General features: G+C 65.7%; 13 protein-coding genes and 1 pseudogene. 8 read left to right on the plus strand and 6 right to left on the minus strand.

What is annotated here, in order from left to right; genetic code table 11:
* Position 1 precedes the first annotated feature (1 nt).
* Together aceF and aceE are read right to left on the minus strand one after the other, a co-directional pair.
* The gene (gene aceF / locus ACFOPH_RS14040) at positions 2–1,657 is read right to left on the minus strand and encodes a dihydrolipoyllysine-residue acetyltransferase (RefSeq protein ID WP_379735897.1); all 1,656 of its coding nucleotides are present in this window, start codon (positions 1,655–1,657) and stop codon (positions 2–4) included.
* A gap of 79 nt (positions 1,658–1,736) precedes the next feature.
* Complete coding sequence (gene aceE / locus ACFOPH_RS14045) at positions 1,737–4,433, minus strand: pyruvate dehydrogenase (acetyl-transferring), homodimeric type (RefSeq protein WP_379735899.1); 2,697 nt, start codon at positions 4,431–4,433, stop codon at positions 1,737–1,739.
* A gap of 459 nt (positions 4,434–4,892) precedes the next feature.
* Between aceE and folD the strand changes: the two genes are divergently transcribed.
* From folD to ACFOPH_RS14070, 5 genes are all read left to right on the plus strand, one after another.
* Positions 4,893–5,801 (plus strand): bifunctional methylenetetrahydrofolate dehydrogenase/methenyltetrahydrofolate cyclohydrolase FolD, encoded by a 909-nt coding sequence (gene folD / locus ACFOPH_RS14050; protein ID WP_379735901.1) that lies wholly within the window; start codon positions 4,893–4,895, stop codon positions 5,799–5,801.
* A gap of 57 nt (positions 5,802–5,858) precedes the next feature.
* A complete protein-coding gene (locus ACFOPH_RS14055; protein WP_379735903.1) occupies positions 5,859–7,943 on the plus strand; it encodes a M3 family metallopeptidase in 2,085 nt (694 codons plus the stop codon).
* A 111-nt stretch (positions 7,944–8,054) separates the two neighbouring features.
* Complete coding sequence (locus ACFOPH_RS14060) at positions 8,055–8,480, plus strand: DNA polymerase III subunit chi (protein WP_379735905.1); 426 nt, start codon at positions 8,055–8,057, stop codon at positions 8,478–8,480.
* The gene (locus ACFOPH_RS14065; protein ID WP_312551876.1) at positions 8,477–8,815 is read left to right on the plus strand and encodes a hypothetical protein; all 339 of its coding nucleotides are present in this window, start codon (positions 8,477–8,479) and stop codon (positions 8,813–8,815) included. Before ACFOPH_RS14060 ends, ACFOPH_RS14065 begins: the two co-directional genes overlap by 4 nt.
* Before the next feature lie 300 nt (positions 8,816–9,115).
* Positions 9,116–10,252 carry a branched-chain amino acid ABC transporter substrate-binding protein gene (locus tag ACFOPH_RS14070; RefSeq protein ID WP_379735907.1) on the plus strand — a complete coding sequence of 379 codons (1,137 nt, stop codon included), beginning with the start codon at positions 9,116–9,118 and terminating at the stop codon, positions 10,250–10,252.
* Between the two features lie 288 nt (positions 10,253–10,540).
* On the opposite strand, the gene ACFOPH_RS14075 is transcribed toward ACFOPH_RS14070, so the two are convergent.
* Positions 10,541–10,849: a c-type cytochrome gene (locus ACFOPH_RS14075; protein WP_312551878.1), complete on the minus strand. Its 309-nt coding sequence runs from the start codon at positions 10,847–10,849 to the stop codon at positions 10,541–10,543.
* Positions 10,850–11,026: 177 nt separating this feature from the next.
* On the opposite strand from ACFOPH_RS14075, the gene ACFOPH_RS14080 reads away from it, so the two are divergent.
* On the plus strand, positions 11,027–11,251 hold the full coding sequence (locus ACFOPH_RS14080) for a TIGR04438 family Trp-rich protein (protein WP_312551879.1): 225 nt from the start codon (positions 11,027–11,029) through the stop codon (positions 11,249–11,251).
* A 16-nt stretch (positions 11,252–11,267) separates the two neighbouring features.
* Here the strand turns inward: ACFOPH_RS14080 and ilvD are convergent.
* Positions 11,268–12,953 (minus strand): annotated as a pseudogene (ilvD, locus tag ACFOPH_RS14085) (dihydroxy-acid dehydratase).
* A gap of 125 nt (positions 12,954–13,078) precedes the next feature.
* Between ilvD and ACFOPH_RS14090 the strand changes: the two are divergent.
* Together ACFOPH_RS14090 and lgt are read left to right on the plus strand one after the other, a co-directional pair.
* Positions 13,079–13,969, plus strand: coding sequence for a LysR family transcriptional regulator (locus ACFOPH_RS14090; RefSeq protein ID WP_379735910.1), 891 nt, complete (start codon positions 13,079–13,081; stop codon positions 13,967–13,969).
* A 1-nt stretch (position 13,970) separates the two neighbouring features.
* Positions 13,971–14,798 (plus strand): prolipoprotein diacylglyceryl transferase, encoded by an 828-nt coding sequence (gene lgt, locus ACFOPH_RS14095; RefSeq protein WP_312550956.1) that lies wholly within the window; start codon positions 13,971–13,973, stop codon positions 14,796–14,798.
* A 49-nt stretch (positions 14,799–14,847) separates the two neighbouring features.
* Here the strand turns inward: lgt and ACFOPH_RS14100 are convergent, their stop codons facing one another.
* On the minus strand, positions 14,848–15,651 hold the full coding sequence (locus ACFOPH_RS14100; protein ID WP_312550958.1) for a sulfite exporter TauE/SafE family protein: 804 nt from the start codon (positions 15,649–15,651) through the stop codon (positions 14,848–14,850).
* A 163-nt stretch (positions 15,652–15,814) separates the two neighbouring features.
* A complete protein-coding gene (gene senA, locus ACFOPH_RS14105) occupies positions 15,815–17,023 on the minus strand; it encodes a selenoneine synthase SenA (RefSeq protein WP_379735913.1) in 1,209 nt (402 codons plus the stop codon).
* Positions 17,024–17,053: the final 30 nt, after the last annotated feature.

A 17,053-nucleotide genomic window follows, 5' to 3' on the forward strand; every position in this document is an offset into this window, starting at 1 on the left:
CTTACAGAAGGGTCTTGCGCAGGTCGGCCAGGACGTCGGCCAGGTAGGCGGCGAAGCGCGCGGCGCCGGCGCCGTCGATCACGCGGTGATCGTAGGACAGCGACAGCGGCAGCATCAGGCGCGGCTGGAAGGCCGAGCCGTCCCAGACCGGCTTCATCGCCGACTTCGACAGGCCGAGGATCGCGACTTCCGGCGCGTTGATGATCGGCGTAAAGGCCGTGCCGCCGATGCCGCCCAGCGACGAGATGGTGAAGGTCGCGCCCTGCATGTTAGCGGGCGACAGCTTGCCGTCGCGCGCCTGGGCCGAGAGTTCGCCCATTTCGACGGCGATCTGCGAGATGGTCTTCTTGTCGGCATCCTTGACGACCGGGACCACCAGGCCGTTCGGGGTGTCGGCGGCGAAGCCGATGTTGTAGTACTGCTTGACGATCAGGCTGGCGCCGTCTTCCGACAGCGACGAATTAAATTGCGGGAACTTCTTCAGTGCGGCGACCGATGCCTTGATGACGAAGGCCAGCATGGTCAGCTTGACGGTCGACTTCTGCTTGGCCAGCGCGGCGTTCGAATCGACGCGGAACTGTTCCAGGTCGGTGACGTCGGCGTCCTCGAAGTGGGTCACGTGCGGGATCATGACCCAGTTGCGGTGCAGGTTCGGGCCGGAGATCTTCTTGATGCGCGGCAGGGCCACGGTTTCGGTCGGGCCGAACTTCGAGAAGTCCAGCGACGGCCATGGCAGCACGTCCAGGCCGACGCCCGAACCGCCGGCCTTCGCAGGCGCAGCGGCGGCCTGCGGCGCGGCCATCACGCCCTTGACGAAGTTCTGCACGTCCTGCTGGGTAATGCGGCCTTTCGGGCCGGTGCCCGGCACGCGCGCCAGGTCCACGCCCAGTTCGCGGGCGAACTTGCGGATCGACGGCGAGGCGTGGGCTTTCGAGCCGGTGACGCCCTGGCTTGGTGCGGCTGCCGGCGCGGGCGCAGCGGCAGGGGCAGCAGCAGCGGACGCAGGGGCGGCCGCCGGAGCAGACGCCGCGGCGGCTGGTGCGGGAGCTGCTGCGGCAGGCGCAGCGGCGGCACCGCCAGTGGACTCTACCAGCAGCACCAGCGAACCCTTGGCGACCTTGTCGCCGACCTTGACCTTCACTTCCTTGACGGTGCCGGCGTGGCTGGACGGGATCTCCATGCTCGCCTTGTCCGATTCGACCGTGATCAGCGACTGGTCGACCTTGATCTGGTCGCCCGGCTTGACCATCAGCTCGATGACTTCGACTTCCTTGAAGTCGCCGATGTCCGGCACGGTGACTTCGACGATGCCGCCAGCGGCTGCGGGCGCAGCGGCCGGCGCGGGTGCAGGTTCAGCTGCGGCCGGCGCGGGTGCCGGTGCGGCAGCGGCAGCAGCCGGCGCAGGCGCGGCGGCGTCGCCCGCTTCTTCGAGCAGCAGCACGAGCGAACCCTCGGCGACCTTGTCGCCGACCTTCACTTTCACTTCCTTGACGACGCCCGCATGGCTGGACGGGATCTCCATGCTCGCCTTGTCCGACTCGACGGTCACCAGCGACTGGTCGACCTTGATCGTGTCGCCCGGCTTGACCATCAGTTCGATGACCTCGACTTCCTTGAAGTCGCCGATGTCAGGGACTTTGACTTCCACAATGCTCATAGTGTTAGCTCCGTTATTTTTTATCTGGCTGAACAGCACGCACCAGCCCCGAAGGGCCAGCACACACTACTCGCATTGATTACTGGGTCACCGGATTCGGCTTGTTGGCGTCGATGCCGTACTTGGCGATCGCCTGGGCCACGACGGCCTTGTCGATCTTGCCTTCGTCGGCCAGCGCGCGCAGGGCGGCGACGGTGACGTAGTAGCGGTTCACCTCGAAGAACTCGCGCAGCTTGACGCGCGAATCCGAACGGCCGAAGCCGTCGGTGCCGAGCACTTTATAGGTGCGCTCCTTCGGCATGTAGGCGCGGATCTGCTCGGCGAACATGCGCATGTAGTCGGTGGTCGCGACGATCGGGCCGGTCGTGTTTTGCATCAGCGAGGTCACGTACGGCACGCGCTGCTCCGCGTCCGGGTTGACCATGTTCCAGCGCTCGGCGTCCTGGCCGTCTCGGGCCAGCAGCGTCAGCGACGGTGCGGACCAGATGTCGGCGGCGACGCCCCAGTCGTTCTTCAGCAGCTCGGCGGCGAAGATCGATTCGCGCAGGATGGTGCCGCAGCCGATCAGCTGGACGCGGTTTCCAAGCTCTTTGTCGCCTTCCTGGAACAAATACATGCCCTTCAGGATGCCCTCTTCCTGGCCTGGCTTCAGGCCCGGCTGCTCGTAGTTCTCGTTCATGATGGTGATGTAGTAGAACACGTCTTCCTGTTCTTCCACCATGCGGCGCAGGCCGTCACGGATGATCACCGCCACTTCGTGCCCAAAAGTAGGGTCGTACGGCAGGCAGTTCGGGACGGTCGCCGCGATGATGTGGCTGTGGCCGTCCTCGTGCTGCAGGCCTTCGCCGTTCAGGGTCGTACGGCCGGCGGTGCCGCCCATCAGGAAGCCGCGCGCACGGATGTCGCCCGCCAGCCAGACCAGGTCGCCCACGCGCTGCATGCCGAACATCGAGTAGAACGTGTAGAACGGGATCATGGTGCGGTTGTTCGACGAGTACGAGGTCGCCGCGGCGATCCACGAGCTCATGCCGCCCGCTTCGTTGATGCCTTCCTGCAGGATCTGGCCGGCCTTGTCTTCGCGGTAGTACATGACCTGGTCCTTGTCGACCGGTTCGTACAGCTGGCCCTGCTGGTTGAAGATGCCGATCTGGCGGAACAGGCCTTCCATGCCGAAGGTACGCGATTCGTCGACCAGGATCGGGACGATGCGCTGGCCCAGGCTCTGGTCTTTCAGCAGGCTGGTCAGCACGCGGACGTAGGACTGGGTGGTCGAGATCTCGCGGCCCGGCGCGGTCGGCTCGAGCACGGCCTTGAACGACTCCAGCGGCGGCACGACCAGCTGCTCGTCGGCCTTCGAACGGCGCTGCGGCAGGTAGCCGCCGAGGGCTTGGCGGCGCTCGTGCAGGTACTTCATTTCAGGCGCGTCGTCGGACGGCTTGAAGAACGGGATCTCGGCCAGCTTGTCGTCGGGAATAGGGATGTTGAAGCGGTCGCGCATTTCGCGGATCGCCTCGTCGTCGAGCTTCTTGGTCTGGTGCGCGGTGTTGCGCGCCTCGCCCGACTTGCCCATGCCGAAGCCCTTGACGGTCTTCACCAGCAGCACGGTCGGCGAACCCTTGTTCTCCTGCGCGTTCTTGAAGGCGGCATAGATCTTGTGCGGGTCGTGGCCGCCGCGGGTCAGGCGCCAGATGTCGTCGTCGCTCATGTTGGCGACCATCTTCAGCAGCTCGGGGTGCTTGCCGAAGAAGTGCTTGCGCACGTAGGCGCCATCCTTGGCCTTGTAGTTCTGGTATTCGCCGTCGACGGTTTCCATCATCACGCGCTGCAGGATGCCGTCCTTGTCCTTCGACAGCAGGGCGTCCCACTGCGAGCCCCAGATGACCTTGACGACGTTCCAGCCGGCCCCGCGGAAGTCCGCTTCCAGTTCCTGGATGATCTTGCCGTTGCCGCGCACCGGGCCGTCCAGGCGCTGCAGGTTGCAGTTGACGACCATGACCAGGTTGTCGAGCTGCTCGCGCGCGGCCATGCCGATCGCGCCCATCGATTCCGGCTCGTCCATCTCGCCGTCGCCGCAGAAGACCCAGACCTTGCGGTTGTCGGTCTTGGCGATGCCGCGCGCGTGCAGGTACTTCAGGAAGCGCGCCTGGTAGATCGCCATCAGCGGCCCGAGGCCCATCGACACGGTCGGGAACTGCCAGAAATCCGGCATCAGTTTCGGGTGCGGATACGAGGACAGGCCCTTGCCGTCGACTTCGCGGCGGAAGTTCAGCAGCTGGTCTTCGCTCAGGCGGCCTTCGAGGAAGGCGCGCGCGTAGATGCCGGGCGAGCTGTGGCCCTGGATGTAGAGCAGGTCGCCGCCGTGCTCTTCGGTCGGGGCGTGCCAGAAGTGGTTGAAGCCGATGCCCAGCATGTTCGCCAGCGAGGCGAACGAGGAGATGTGGCCGCCCAGGTCGCCGTCGGCGCGGTTGGCCTTGACCACCATCGCCATCGCGTTCCAGCGCATCCACGAGCGCAGGCGCTCTTCGTATTCGAGGTTGCCCGGGCAGTTCACGTTCAGGTGGGCCGGGATGGTGTTCACGTAGGCGGTGTTGCTCGAGAACGGGATGTGCGCGCCGCGGCGGCGCGCCAGGTCGACCAGGCGCTCCATCAGGTAGTGGGCGCGCTCGGTACCTTCGTTTTCGATGACCGCCTCGAGCGCGTCGAGCCATTCCTTGGTCTCGAGGGCGTCCGGGTCATTGGCGGCCTGGGCCGTCAATTGATCGAGTTGAGCTGACATATCAGTGCGTCTCCTTGGTTTATGCCCCACCCCGATCCCCAGATCGCCGGCGGCGGATTTGATGAACAGTAAACATGAAATTAAGCCGTGCGATTCTACCAGTGCACCTTGGCTTTTTCAAATTACGATATTTCGTTTCATAATATGGAATTACCGATGCAAAAACGGGTTTCGTAGGGTGGGTTCTTGAACCCACGCGGTCGAACCGATGCGTCATCGCGCGGCATGACAACGCCCAATCGCATGCGCGGACCTGCGCTTGCGTCGCGATGACGCATGCGTTCATTCCGCGTGGGTTCGAGAACCCACCCTACGCCCTATACCGCGTGGACACAGGTGTCCACCCTACCAAGGCCACCTGCCCTCCCATCGGTAAATATGACAACGAAGCGCGCGGCGCGGCGCGCGATACCCGTGCCGGCCTTATAATTTCATCTTTGTCCAGTGATGAGCCCCACCATGCCAGCCCAACTGATCGACGGAGTCAAACTTTCCCAACAACTGCGCGCCGATATCGCCGAACGCGCGGCCAAACTCAGCGCTGCCGGCCAGCAGCCGGGCCTGGCCGTGATCCTGGTCGGCGAAGACCCTGCCAGCCAGGTCTACGTACGCAACAAGGTCAAGGCCTGCGGCGACGTCGGTTTTCATTCGGTGCTGGAAAAGTACGACGCCGACCTGCTTGAGTCCGCCCTGCTGGCGCGCATCGCCGCCCTCAACGAGGACCCGAGCATCCACGGCATCCTGGTGCAGATGCCCCTGCCCAAGCACATCAACCCGAGCAAGGTGATCGAGGCGATCGCCACAAGCAAGGACGTCGACGGCTACTCGGTGCTGTCGGCCGGCGAACTGGTCGCCAACCTGCCGGGCTTCCGCCCCTGCACGCCCTACGGCTGCATGAAGCTGATCGAAAGCACGGGCTTCGACCTGCGCGGCAAGCATGCGGTCGTCATCGGACGCTCGAACACCGTCGGCAAGCCAATGGCCCTGCTGCTCTTGCAAGCCAACGCCACCGTCACCATCTGCCATAGCGCGACGCCGGACCTGGGCTACCACACCCGCCAGGCCGACGTGATCGTCGCCGCCGTCGGCCGCCGCAACACCGTCGCCGCCGACATGGTCAAGCCGGGCGCGATCGTGATCGACGTCGGCATGAACCGCGACGACGCCGGCAAGCTGTGCGGCGACGTCGACTTTGCCGGCGTCAGCGAAGTGGCCGCCCACATCACGCCGGTGCCGGGCGGCGTCGGCCCGATGACGATCACCATGCTCCTGATGAATACCGTCGAGTCCGCGGAGCGCGTGCTCGGCAAGCGCCAGGAACAGCTGGCCCAGGCCACGGGCATGGATCCGAAGCCGGGCGTCGCTTGATTAAATAAGCGAGATCGCTCCCTCGGGGGCGATTTCCGAACCCTAGGAAGGAACACCATGAGCATTGACACCAGTAATCCCCTTCTCGATTTCTCGGGCCTGCCGCGCTTCGACCTGTTCCGTCCTGAACATGTCACGCCAGCCATCGAGCAACTGATCAAGGAAGCCACCGAGGTGGTGGCCAAGCTCGAAGCGCCGAGCGACAACGTGACCTGGGACAATTTCGTGGTGCCGCTGGAAGAAGCGACCGAACGCCTGGGCCGCGCCTGGGGCATCGTCAACCACCTGAACCACGTGGCCGACACGCCCGAGCTGCGCGCCACCTACAACGAGAACCAGCCGAAGGTCACCGAGTTCTGGACCATCCTGGGCCAGAACGAGGCGCTGTTCGCCAAGTACAAGGCGATCCGCGCCAACCCGGACTTCGTCAACCTGTCGCCGGCCAGGAAGCGCATTGTCGAGAACGCCCTGCGCGACTTCCGCCTGGGCGGCGCCGAGCTGCCGGCCGACAAGAAGGAGCGCTTCGCCGCGATCCAGGAACAGCACGCCGCCATTTCCACGCGCTTTTCGGAAAACGTGCTCGACGCCACCAACGACTACAAGCTGATCGTCGAGAACGAAAACGAGCTGGCCGGCATCCCCGACGACGTCAAGGCGGCCGCGCGCGCCGCCGCGGAAGCGCAAGGCAAGGCCGGCTGGCAATTCACCCTGCATTTCCCGTCCTATTTCCCGGTGCTGCAGTTCGCCGACAACCGCCAGCTGCGCGAGACCATCTACCGCGCCAGCGCCACCAAGGCGTCGGACGCCGGCACCGTGTTCAGCGAACTGGACAAGTGGGACAACACGAACAACATCGCCCAGCTCCTGAAGCTGCGCGACGAGGAAGCCAAGCTGCTCGACTACCGCAACTTCGCGGAAGTCTCGCTGGTGCCGAAGATGGCCGAAAGCCCGGAACACGTGATCAGCTTCCTCGAAGACCTGGCACGCCGCGCCCGCCCCTTCGCCGAGAAGGACCTGCTTGAACTGCGCGCCTTCGCGAAAGATGAACTCGGGATCGAAGACATGCAGGCCTGGGACGTGGCCTACACCTCGGAAAAGCTGCGCGAGAAGCGCTATGCCTTCTCGGCCCAGGAAGTAAAGGAATATTTCCCCGAGCATAAGGTGATCGAGGGCCTGTTCAAGGTCGTGCAAAACCTGTTCTCGGTGCAGATCAAGCCGGACGATGCGCCCGTGTGGCACCCGGACGTGCGTTTCTACCGCATCGAGCGCGACGGCGAACTGGTCGGCCAGTTCTACTTCGACCTGTACGCGCGCGCCGGCAAGGGCCAGGGCGCGTGGATGGACGACGCGCGCGGACGCCGCACCACCACCGGCGGCATCATCCAGACCCCGGTCGCCTACCTCACCTGCAACTTCACCCCGCCGGCAACCGTCGACGGCAAGCTCCAGCCCTCGCTGTTCACGCACGACGAGGTGACCACCTTGTTCCACGAATTCGGCCACGGCCTGCATCACATGCTGACCGAAGTCGAGGAGCTGTCGGTGTCGGGCATCTCGGGCGTCGAGTGGGATGCGGTCGAGCTGCCTTCGCAGTTCATGGAGAACTTCTGCTGGGAGTGGGACGTGCTGCAAGGCATGACCGCCCACGTGAAGACCGGCGAACCGCTGCCGCGCGCGCTCTACGAGAAGATGCTGGCGGCGAAGAACTTCCAGTCGGGCATGCAGACGCTGCGCCAAGTGGAATTCTCGCTGATCGACATGCACCTGCACTACGACTTCGACCCGAACAGCCAGCAGACCGTGCAGGAGCTGATCGACGACGTGCGCCAGAAGTTCGCGGTCCTGATCCCGCCGTCCTTCAACCGCTTCCAGCACTCCTTCGGCCACATCTTCGCCGGCGGCTACGCGGCCGGCTACTACAGCTACAAGTGGGCGGAAGTGCTGTCGGCCGACGCGTATGCGGCCTTCGAAGAGGCGGTCGAAGCCGGCGGCGGCGAGATCTCGGTCGAGACCGGGCGCCGCTTCCAGCGCGAGATCCTCGCCGTGGGCGGCTCGCGCCCGGCGCTCGAATCGTTCAAGGCTTTCCGCGGCCGCGAACCCTCGATCGACGCCCTGCTGCGCCATAACGGCATGAACGGCTGACCAGAAACGTAGGGTGCCCACTCTACGAATCTTGCAGCAACTCAGCAACAAGCAACGGCCCGCCCACGGTTGAACACCGTTGGCGGGCCGTTCGCATTACAATCCTGAACCATGACCCGGATCGACTTCCATACCAACATTCCCGACAAACTGAGCTATGCCTGCCGCCTGGCGCGCAAGGCCTGGTCGACGCGCGCCAAGGTCGTGCTGCTGGCCGAGGACGCGGCCCAGGCCGCCGCCCTGAACGACGCCCTGTGGACCCTGTCGGAAACGGATTTCATCCCGCACGTGCTGGCCGGCGACCCGTTGGCCGAGCAGACGCCGATCATCGTCACCGACCGCGACGACGTCGCCCTGCCGCACTACGAGATGCTGGTGAACCTGACGCGGCGCACGCCCGGCATGTTCTCGCAGTTCACCCGCGTGTTCGAGATCATCTCCACCGACGAGCAAGACGCCGCCGCCGGCCGCCAGCGCTACGTCGCGTACAAGAAGCAGTCCTACCCGTTGACCCACTTCGTCGCAGGACAATCATGAGCCAGAACCCGGCCTTCGATAGCAGCATCCCCGTGTTGACCGAGGTAGTGATGGAGCCCCTGGTGCTGGAACCGGTGCCGGGATCGGGGCCGGCCGAGCCCGAGGCACCGGCTGCCGAGCCGGTTGCCGAACCTGCGCCAGCCGCGGAGCCGGACTGGGACGAACTCGAACGCCGGATCGCCGAGCGCGTCGTGCAGCAACTGCAGTCGCAGATCGACGCCGTCGTGCGCAGCGCGCTGGCCGCGGCCAACGAGCAGATCCGGCAAGGCGTGCGCCAGGCGGTCGAGCAAGTCGTGGCGCAGCAGGTGGCGGCGGTCCAGTTCGGGCAGAAATAGGTGGTGTAGGGTGGGGTCTCGACCCCACCGACCGCTGCCGATTCGCACCCACCGCGTCGGCGATCGACCGGCCCGCCGCGTTCGACGCCGTTTGCACGCGTTTCGATCACCCAAACGTATGACCGCGTGGGGTCGAGACCCCACCCTACCAAAAACCGGCCGCGGCGCCTCTCATCGTCCCCCTCTTTTCCCGCTTTCCCCCGCACCATTTTTGTTGTACCTTTTTCTCTGCATTAACCCGTAACCGGCGCACGCTGGCGGTCTAGCGCAATGGCGCCATCCCCTACCTTTGGAGAACACATGACCACCAAGCTCATCCTCCTGGCCGCCACGCTGGCGGCCGCCGGGAGCGCCGGCGCCCAGCAAGTCGTGAAGATCGGCCACGTCAGCCCGACCTCGGGCCCGGTCGCCCACCTCGGCAAGGACATGGAAAACGCGGCGCGCCTGGCAATCGAGGACCTCAACGCCAAGGGCCTGACCCTGGGCGGCCAGAAAGTGACTTTCCAGCTGGTCGCCGAGGACGACGCCTCCGATCCGAAGCAAGGCACAGCCGTGGCCCAGAAACTGGTCGACGCCAAGGTCAAGGGCGTGATCGGCCACCTGAACTCGGGCACGTCGATTCCGGCGTCGAAGATCTACAACGACGCCGGCATCCCGCAGATCTCGCCGGCCACCACCGCGCCGCAATACACCCGCCAGCGCTTTCCGGGCGCCTTCCGCGTGGTCGCCGACGACAGCAAGCTCGGCGGCACGCTGGCGAAGTACGCGGTCGACACTCTCAAAGTGAAGAACATCGCCGTCATCGACGACCGCACCACCTATGGCCAGGGCGTGGCGACCGAGTTCGTCAAGGGCGCCAAGGGGCCGGGCGTGAAGATCGTCGGCAAGGAGTTCACCAGCGCCACCGCGACCGACTACACCGCGATCCTGACCTCGATCCGCGCCAAGAAGCCCGACCTGGTGTTCTTCGGCGGCATGGACGCGGTCGGCGGGCCAATGCTCAAGCAGATGAAGAACCTGGGCATCACGGCCCGCTTCATGGGCGGCGACGGCGTCTGCACCGACGCGCTGGGCCGGCTCGCGGGCGACGCCGTCGGCATCGAGGGCAAGGTGATCTGCGCCGAGGCCGGCGGCGTGACCGGCGCCGAGCAGGAAAAAGCCATGGCCGACTTCCGCACCCGCTTCAGGCAGAAGACCGGCAAGGACGTGCAGCTGTACGCGCCCTACGTATACGACGCGGTGATGGTGATGGTCAGCGCGATGCAGAAGGCCGGCTCGGCCGAACCGTCGAAATACCTGCCCGAGCTGAAGAAGATCGCCTACCGCGGCGTGACCGGCGACATCCGCTTCGACGCCAAGGGCGACATCGAGAACGGCGCGCTGACCTTGTTCACCTACAGGGACGGGAAGAAGGCCAAGCTGGATGTGATCCGCTGATGATTTGTTGGCGCGAACGGTAGGGTGGGCACTCCGTGCCCACGCGTTACGTGCGTATCCGCAGTCCTGGACAGTGAAATATCGCTCGCACCGTATGCGACGGACGGCAAACTCGACGTAGTGTCGGGCTTCGCTCGGTGTTGGCGGGCGAGATGTCACCGTCAAGTGCGCAAGGAAGCGACCGTAACACGTGGGCACGGGGCGCCCACCCTACGGTTCACGGCCAACAAAAAAGCGCGCCGGCTTCCGCCGTCGCGCTTTGTATCTTCTCTTCGAAATCCGCTGGAATTACTTGGTCGCCAGCACCCACTTCACCAGGCTGCGCGCTTCCGCTTCGCTCACCTGCGGATTGGCCGGCATCGGCACCGGCCCCCAGGCGCCCGAGCCGCCCTTCATGACCTTCTGCACCAGTTTGTCTTCGGCGCCCTTCTGGCCAGCGTATTTGGCGGCAACGTCCTTGTAGGCCGGGCCCACCAGCTTGGTCGCGGCGGCGTGGCAAGCCATGCAGTTTTTCGCCTTTGCCAGGTCGGCTTGCGCGAATGCGCTCGAGGACGCGAGGGCCGACAACACTACGCACAACATCAAGGACCGTTTCATCTAAGACTCTCCATGGTTAACTACTTGCATTCTACCGCGTTTCCCAGCAAGGACATGGCGTGGACACACTCTGTAACGACGCTTACGTTTTGACGCCGAGGCGTTTCCGCCACACATGGTTATTTTGCCACAGGGCATCGAAATCTTTGTAAGATGTGGGGTCCTGGAGAAATGACCATGCCCCTGATCCTGTTGATTGTCGCCCTGGTGGGCTTGCGTTTTTTCGACGTCTGGCGCTTCGCCGACCTGTCCTGGTGGTGGATCGGCGGCTTGATGGTGTTTGCCTTCGTCTGGTTCGAGTACATCGAAAAGCTGCTCGGCTGGGACAAGAAGAAGGCCCACGACGAGGACGAGAAGCGGCGCCAGGCGCGGGTGAAGAAGTCCTTCGACCAGCGCAAATGAGCTACGCAATTTTCTTTTAACCAGTAACGGCGCCCTTGCTCGCGCTCGAGGCTAGCGCCGCGAACTTGGCCAGCACCCCGCGCGTATAACGCGGCGCCGGACGGGTCCAGGCGGCGCGGCGGCGGGCGATTTCCTCTTCCGGCACATTCAGCTGGATCAGCAACTGGTTGGCATCGATCGTCACCGAATCCCCTTCCCGCACCAGCGCGATCGTCCCGCCCTCGAAGGCTTCCGGCGCCACGTGGCCGACCACCATGCCCCAGGTGCCGCCCGAGAAGCGGCCATCGGTGATCAGGCCGACCGATTCGCCCAGGCCTTTACCGATCAGGGCGCCGGTCGGCGCCAGCATTTCCGGCATGCCCGGCCCGCCCTTCGGGCCCAGGTAGCGCAGCACCAGCACGTCGCCCGGCTGGATGCGGTCGCCGAGGATGGCGTCCATTGCCGTATATTCGTCGTCGAACACGCGCGCCGGACCGGTGATCGCCGGGTTCTTCAGGCCGGTGATCTTGGCGACCGCCCCTTCCGGCGACAGGTTGCCCTTCAGGATCGCCAGGTGGCCCTGGGCATACAAGGCCCGGTCGATGGGGTGGATCACGTCCTGGCCGGCGCGCGGCGTCGAGGGGACATCGGCCAGTTCCTCGGCCAGGGTGCGGCCGGTGATCGTCACGCAGTCGCCGTGCAGCAGGCCGGCGTCGAGCAGGATCTTCATCACCTGCGGCACGCCGCCGGCCTGGTGCAGATCGGTGGCGACGTACTGGCCCGAGGGTTTCAGGTTGCAGATGACCGGGACCTTGCGGCGCACGCGCTCGAAGTCGTCCAGCGTCCATTCGACCTCGGCGGCGTGGGCAATGGCGAGATAGTGCAGCACGGCGTTGGTCGAGCCGCCGGTGGCCATGATCAGGGACACCGCGTTCTCGATCGACTGACGGGTGATGATGTCGCGCGGCTTCAGGTCGCGTTTCACCGCGTCGACCAGCACACGCGCCGACTCGGCCGCCGAGCCGACCTTTTCGTCGTCCGGATTGGCCATCGTCGACGAGTACAGCAGCGACATGCCGAGCGCCTCGAACGAGGACGACATGGTGTTGGCCGTGTACATGCCGCCGCAGGAACCGGACGACGGGCAGGCGTTCTTCTCGATGCCGTCGAAGTCTTCCTGGCTCATGCGCCCGGCCGTGAATTCGCCGACCGCCTCGAAGGCCGAGACGATGGTCAAATCCTTGCCTTTCCAGTGGCCCGGCTTGATGGTGCCGCCGTAGACATAGATTCCGGGCACGTTGGCGCGCGCCAGGGCGATCATCCCGCCCGGCATGTTCTTGTCGCAGCCGCCGATGACGACCACGCCGTCCATCCACTAGCCGTTGACGCAGGTTTCGATGCAGTCGGCGATGACTTCGCGCGAGATCAGCGAGAACTTCATGCCCTCGGTGCCCATCGACATGCCGTCGGAAATGGTCGGGGTGCCGAACACCTGCGGGTTGGCGCCGGCGTCCTTGACCGCGGCAATCGCGACGTCGGCCAGCTTCTGCAGGCCGGAATTGCAGGGCGTGATCGTCGAGTGGCCGTTGGCCACGCCGATCATCGGCTTGTCGAAGTCTTCCTTCTGGTAACCCATCGCGTAGTACATCGAGCGATTCGGGGCGCGGGCGACGCCTTCGGTGACGTTGCGGGATCGGCGGTTGTAGCGCGGCTGTTCAGACATGCTGGCCTCCTTGGACACGTCTTGCGAGCATGCCTTGCGCGCCACGCCCCGTCAAATGTAAGATTTGCCGGGCTGTGATATGGAATAGATATCAATAACCGATAAATCCATGGAAACGCATATCGATGAATCTTGAACTGCGCCAGCTGCGCTATTTCGTAACGGTGGCCGAAGAGCTGCACTTCGGCCGCGCCGCCGCGCGCCTGCACATGACCCAGCCGCCGCTGTCGCAGGCCATCGCGGCCCTGGAAGACGGCCTGGGCGCGCCGCTGTTCCTGCGCACGCGGCGCCAGGTCGCGTTGACGCCGGCCGGCGCCGCCCTGCTGCCCGAGGCGCGGCGCCTGCTCGAGCAGGCGTCCGGCATCCCGGACCTGGTGCGCCGCGCGGCCGCCGGGGAATCCGGGCGGCTGGCACTGTCCTTCGTCACGCCGGCCGACTACAGCGTGCTGCCGCCGTTGCTGCGCGACTACAGCGCCGCCTTTCCGAAGGTCGAGCTGGTGCTGCAGGAAGCGACCAGCGATGTCCAGGTCGACGGCTTGCTACACGGGCGCATCGATGCCGGCCTCCTGATCCCGCCGCTGCCGGACAAGGCCCGGGACCTGCTCGATTACGCCAGCGTGCTCGAGGAGCCGCTGGTGCTGTGCGCCCCCGGCGGCCTGCTGCCCGATGATGGGAAGCCGGTCGACCTGCGTGCCCTGCCTGCGTTGCCGCTCATTATCTTCCCGCGCAAGAGCGCGCCCAGCCTGTACGACGCCATCCTCGGCTGCTTCCGCGATGCCGGCCTGACGCCGGCCATCGGCCAGGAAGCGATCCAGATGCAGACCATCGTCAGCCTCGTGTCCGCGGGCATGGGCTTGGCACTTGTGCCACAATCCGTGTCGAACCTGCTGCGTCCCGGCGTAGAATACCGTGCTCTTGCCAACCCGACACCGCTGGTCGAGCTCGGCCTGGCTTGGCGGCGCGACAACGCTTCTCCGGTGCTGCGGGGCTTTTTGGAATTACTGAGGAAGACATAATATGCTGGTACACCCGAATCCGGACCCGGTCGCGTTCTCGATCGGCCCCGTGGACATCCACTGGTATGGCCTGATGTACGTGCTCGCGTTCGCGATGTTCATCATCCTGGGACGCGTGCGCATCAAGCAGCCGCACATTGCCGCGCAAGGCTGGAAGAACGAGGACCTGGACGACATGCTGTTCTACGGCATGCTCGGCGTCGTGCTCGGCGGCCGCCTGGGCGAAGTGCTGTTCTACCAGCCGGGCTATTTCTTCGCCAATCCGCTCGAGATCTTCAAGGTCTGGAAAGGCGGCATGTCCTTCCACGGCGGTTTCCTGGGCGTGCTGATCGCCATGGCCCTGTGGGCGCGTAAATCGAAACGCAACATCCTCGACGTCTACGACTTCATCGCCCCGATGGTCCCGCTCGGCTACGCCGCCGGCCGCCTGGGCAATTTCATCAACCACGAACTGCCGGGCCGCGTCGCCGACGCCAGCCTGCCGTGGGCGATGCAGTGGCCGAATCCCGACGGCATCGGCTATCTCGACACCCTGCGCCACCCGTCGCCGCTCTACCAGATGCTGATCGACGGCATCCTGGTGTTCCTGATCCTGTGGCCCTACGCGCGCAAGGCGCGCCCGCGCCTGGCGGTCGGCGCGATGTTCACCCTGCTCTACGGCTGCGCGCGCTTCTTCACCGAATGGTTCCGCGTGCCGGACTGGGAAACCACGGTCGCCGGCCTGCCGATCACCTCGGGCCAGGTGCTGTCGCTGCCGATGATCGTCGCCGCGCTGATCATGCTGGCCTGGGCGTATTCGCGCGACGGCAAACAGCCGGTGCGGGCATAGAACAAACATCGGCGCTCTCGGGCGCCGATGTTGTTTTATGCCGCACGGGTTATTGTGCCGCCTTCCAGAACATATAGGCAGCCAGCGCGTACAGGATCACCGCGAACACTTTCTGCAGCCGGCGCACCGGCATCCGGTGCGCGGTCCGCGCGCCGATCGGCGCCATCACCACGCTGGCCGCAACGATGATCAAGAGCGCCGGCACGTAGATGAAGCCCAGCGCATAGTCGGGCAGGCCCGGCTCGCCCCAGCCATAGAACACGTTCGCCAGCGTGCCGGCAAACGCGATCGGGAACCCGAGCGCGGCGCTGGTGGCGACCGCGTTGTGGATGCGCACGTTACACCAGGTCATGAAGGGCACCGAGACGAAGCCGCCGCCCGCCCCCACCAGCCCCGCCAGGATGCCGATCACGCCGCCCGCCGCGAACATGCCGGGCGCCCGCGGCAAATCGCGCGCCGCGGCCGGCTTCTTATTCACCAGCATCTGCGTGGCCGAGAACGCGACAAAGGCGCCGAAAAACAGGGACAGCACCGCCGTATTCATCTGCTTGCCGATCCAGGGCCCGATGGTGGAGCCGACCAGGATGCCGGGCGCCAGCAATTTCACGATGTCCCAGCGCACCGCGCCGTGCTTGTGGTGCGCGCGCACCGAGGACAGCGAGGTGAACATGATGGTGCCGAGCGAGGTCGCGATCGCCATGTGCACCACCAGTTCGTGCGGCACCTGGCGCGCGTCGAGAACCATCGTAATGAAGGGCACCAGGATCATGCCGCCGCCGATGCCGAGCAAACCGGCGGCGAATCCGCCGAAGCAGCCCATGGCCAGCAGGGCCAGGATCAGCAGCGGGTCCATGCGGCCTCCCTGCCGGTGCGGGTGGACGGGTGGGCGCCGATGCGCCACGCATCGGGGGACGGCGAAGAGAAAACTGGGATCGACAACATCATGACCTTTCGAACATGCAAGAAATGCATACTAGTCCATGGCCCGCGAATTGTCGAAACGGCCGACGGCCGGCTCAGGCGGCGCAGGTGCGAAAGCCGACGAAGATGTCGTCGCGGCCGGGCAGGTAGAAGTTGCGAAAGTGCGCTGAGCGCAGGCGCGCCGGCGTCGCGCAGGACGCGCCGCGTACGGACTGGCAACCGCCGAACGACGGCGCCGAGTACTCGCGGTAACGGTCCGGAGAAAAGCCGGCATACGGCTGGAAGCGCGATGCCGTCCATTCCCACAGGTCGCCCCAGGCGAAGTCCAGCCGGCCCGCCTGCGCCGCATATTCCCACTCCTCCTCCAGCGGCAGGCGCCGCCCCGCCCAGCGGCAGTAGGCCTCGGCCTCGTACAGGCCGACGTGCCGCACCGGCTCGGCCGGGTCCAGCGCTGCCGGGGCGCCGAAGCGCAGCGTGCGCCAGCCCGCCGCGTCAAGCTGCCAGTAGCGTGGCGCCGCGCGCTGCTGCGACAGAAGCCAGGCGCGTCCGGTCTCGCTCCAGTACTGTTGCTGCCGATAGCCGCCGTCCTCGACGAAAGCGAGGTAGGCCGCGCTCGAGACCAGCGACGCATCGATCGCGAACGGGCCGACGCGGCAAGGCGCCGCCTGCCGTTCGTTGTCGAACACGAAGCCGCAGGCCTGCTCCCCGCCGCGCAGGAAGCTGGCCGCATCGAAGGCGATGTCGCCGGCTGCTCCCGTGGCGCGCGCGGGCGTATCGGCAAAGTCGGCAGGCGCCGCCGCGCCCAGCGTCTGCAAGGTATACAGCAGGGCTTCGCCATGCATGTCCTCGTGCGCGAGGGCCAGGCGCCAGGGATACAGCGCAGCATCGTCCTGCGCCTCGTCCGGCATGCGCGCCAGCCGCGCCAGCATCCGCTCCAGCACCTCGCGGCAATACGATGTGATCGCGCCCGGTGCGGGCAGGCCGAGCGCCCAGCGCGTGTCGTGGGCCACCGCGTTCGAGTCGAACCAGTCGTCGCCGTGCGGCAGCAGGGACTGTCCGAGGGCCTCGCCCGGCGCGCTGCCGGCGGCTTCGCGCAGCACGTACCATTCGGCGAACCAGGCGATGTGCCCCAGTTCCCAGAGCGGCGGATTCAGGATGGGAAGGCGCGGCACCCGCGCCGCCTGGTCGTAGCCGGCCGCCGCCAGCGCGTCGAACAGGGCCAGCGTGCGCCGGCGCGCATCGCGCAGCGCGGCCTCGAGCGCGCGCGGCCCCATCCGTCGGAAGCTTGCATGGTTTTCTGTCATGCAGCCATTGTACGGTCCATGCCTGGCTGC

Source organism: Massilia haematophila (assembly GCF_042647645.1).
GTDB classification, from domain to species: domain Bacteria; phylum Pseudomonadota; class Gammaproteobacteria; order Burkholderiales; family Burkholderiaceae_D; genus Telluria; species Telluria haematophila.

Coding starts and splice junctions, on each gene's coding strand:
- aceF (WP_379735897.1), bottom strand. CDS start 1,657: ATGAGCATTGTGGAAGTCAAAGTCCCTGACATCGGCGACTTCAAGGAA.
- aceE (WP_379735899.1), bottom strand. CDS start 4,433: ATGTCAGCTCAACTCGATCAATTGACGGCCCAGGCCGCCAATGACCCG.
- folD (WP_379735901.1), top strand. CDS start 4,893: ATGCCAGCCCAACTGATCGACGGAGTCAAACTTTCCCAACAACTGCGC.
- ACFOPH_RS14055 (WP_379735903.1), top strand. CDS start 5,859: ATGAGCATTGACACCAGTAATCCCCTTCTCGATTTCTCGGGCCTGCCG.
- ACFOPH_RS14060 (WP_379735905.1), top strand. CDS start 8,055: ATGACCCGGATCGACTTCCATACCAACATTCCCGACAAACTGAGCTAT.
- ACFOPH_RS14065 (WP_312551876.1), top strand. CDS start 8,477: ATGAGCCAGAACCCGGCCTTCGATAGCAGCATCCCCGTGTTGACCGAG.
- ACFOPH_RS14070 (WP_379735907.1), top strand. CDS start 9,116: ATGACCACCAAGCTCATCCTCCTGGCCGCCACGCTGGCGGCCGCCGGG.
- ACFOPH_RS14075 (WP_312551878.1), bottom strand. CDS start 10,849: ATGAAACGGTCCTTGATGTTGTGCGTAGTGTTGTCGGCCCTCGCGTCC.
- ACFOPH_RS14080 (WP_312551879.1), top strand. CDS start 11,027: ATGCCCCTGATCCTGTTGATTGTCGCCCTGGTGGGCTTGCGTTTTTTC.
- ACFOPH_RS14090 (WP_379735910.1), top strand. CDS start 13,079: ATGAATCTTGAACTGCGCCAGCTGCGCTATTTCGTAACGGTGGCCGAA.
- lgt (WP_312550956.1), top strand. CDS start 13,971: ATGCTGGTACACCCGAATCCGGACCCGGTCGCGTTCTCGATCGGCCCC.
- ACFOPH_RS14100 (WP_312550958.1), bottom strand. CDS start 15,651: ATGGACCCGCTGCTGATCCTGGCCCTGCTGGCCATGGGCTGCTTCGGC.
- senA (WP_379735913.1), bottom strand. CDS start 17,023: ATGACAGAAAACCATGCAAGCTTCCGACGGATGGGGCCGCGCGCGCTC.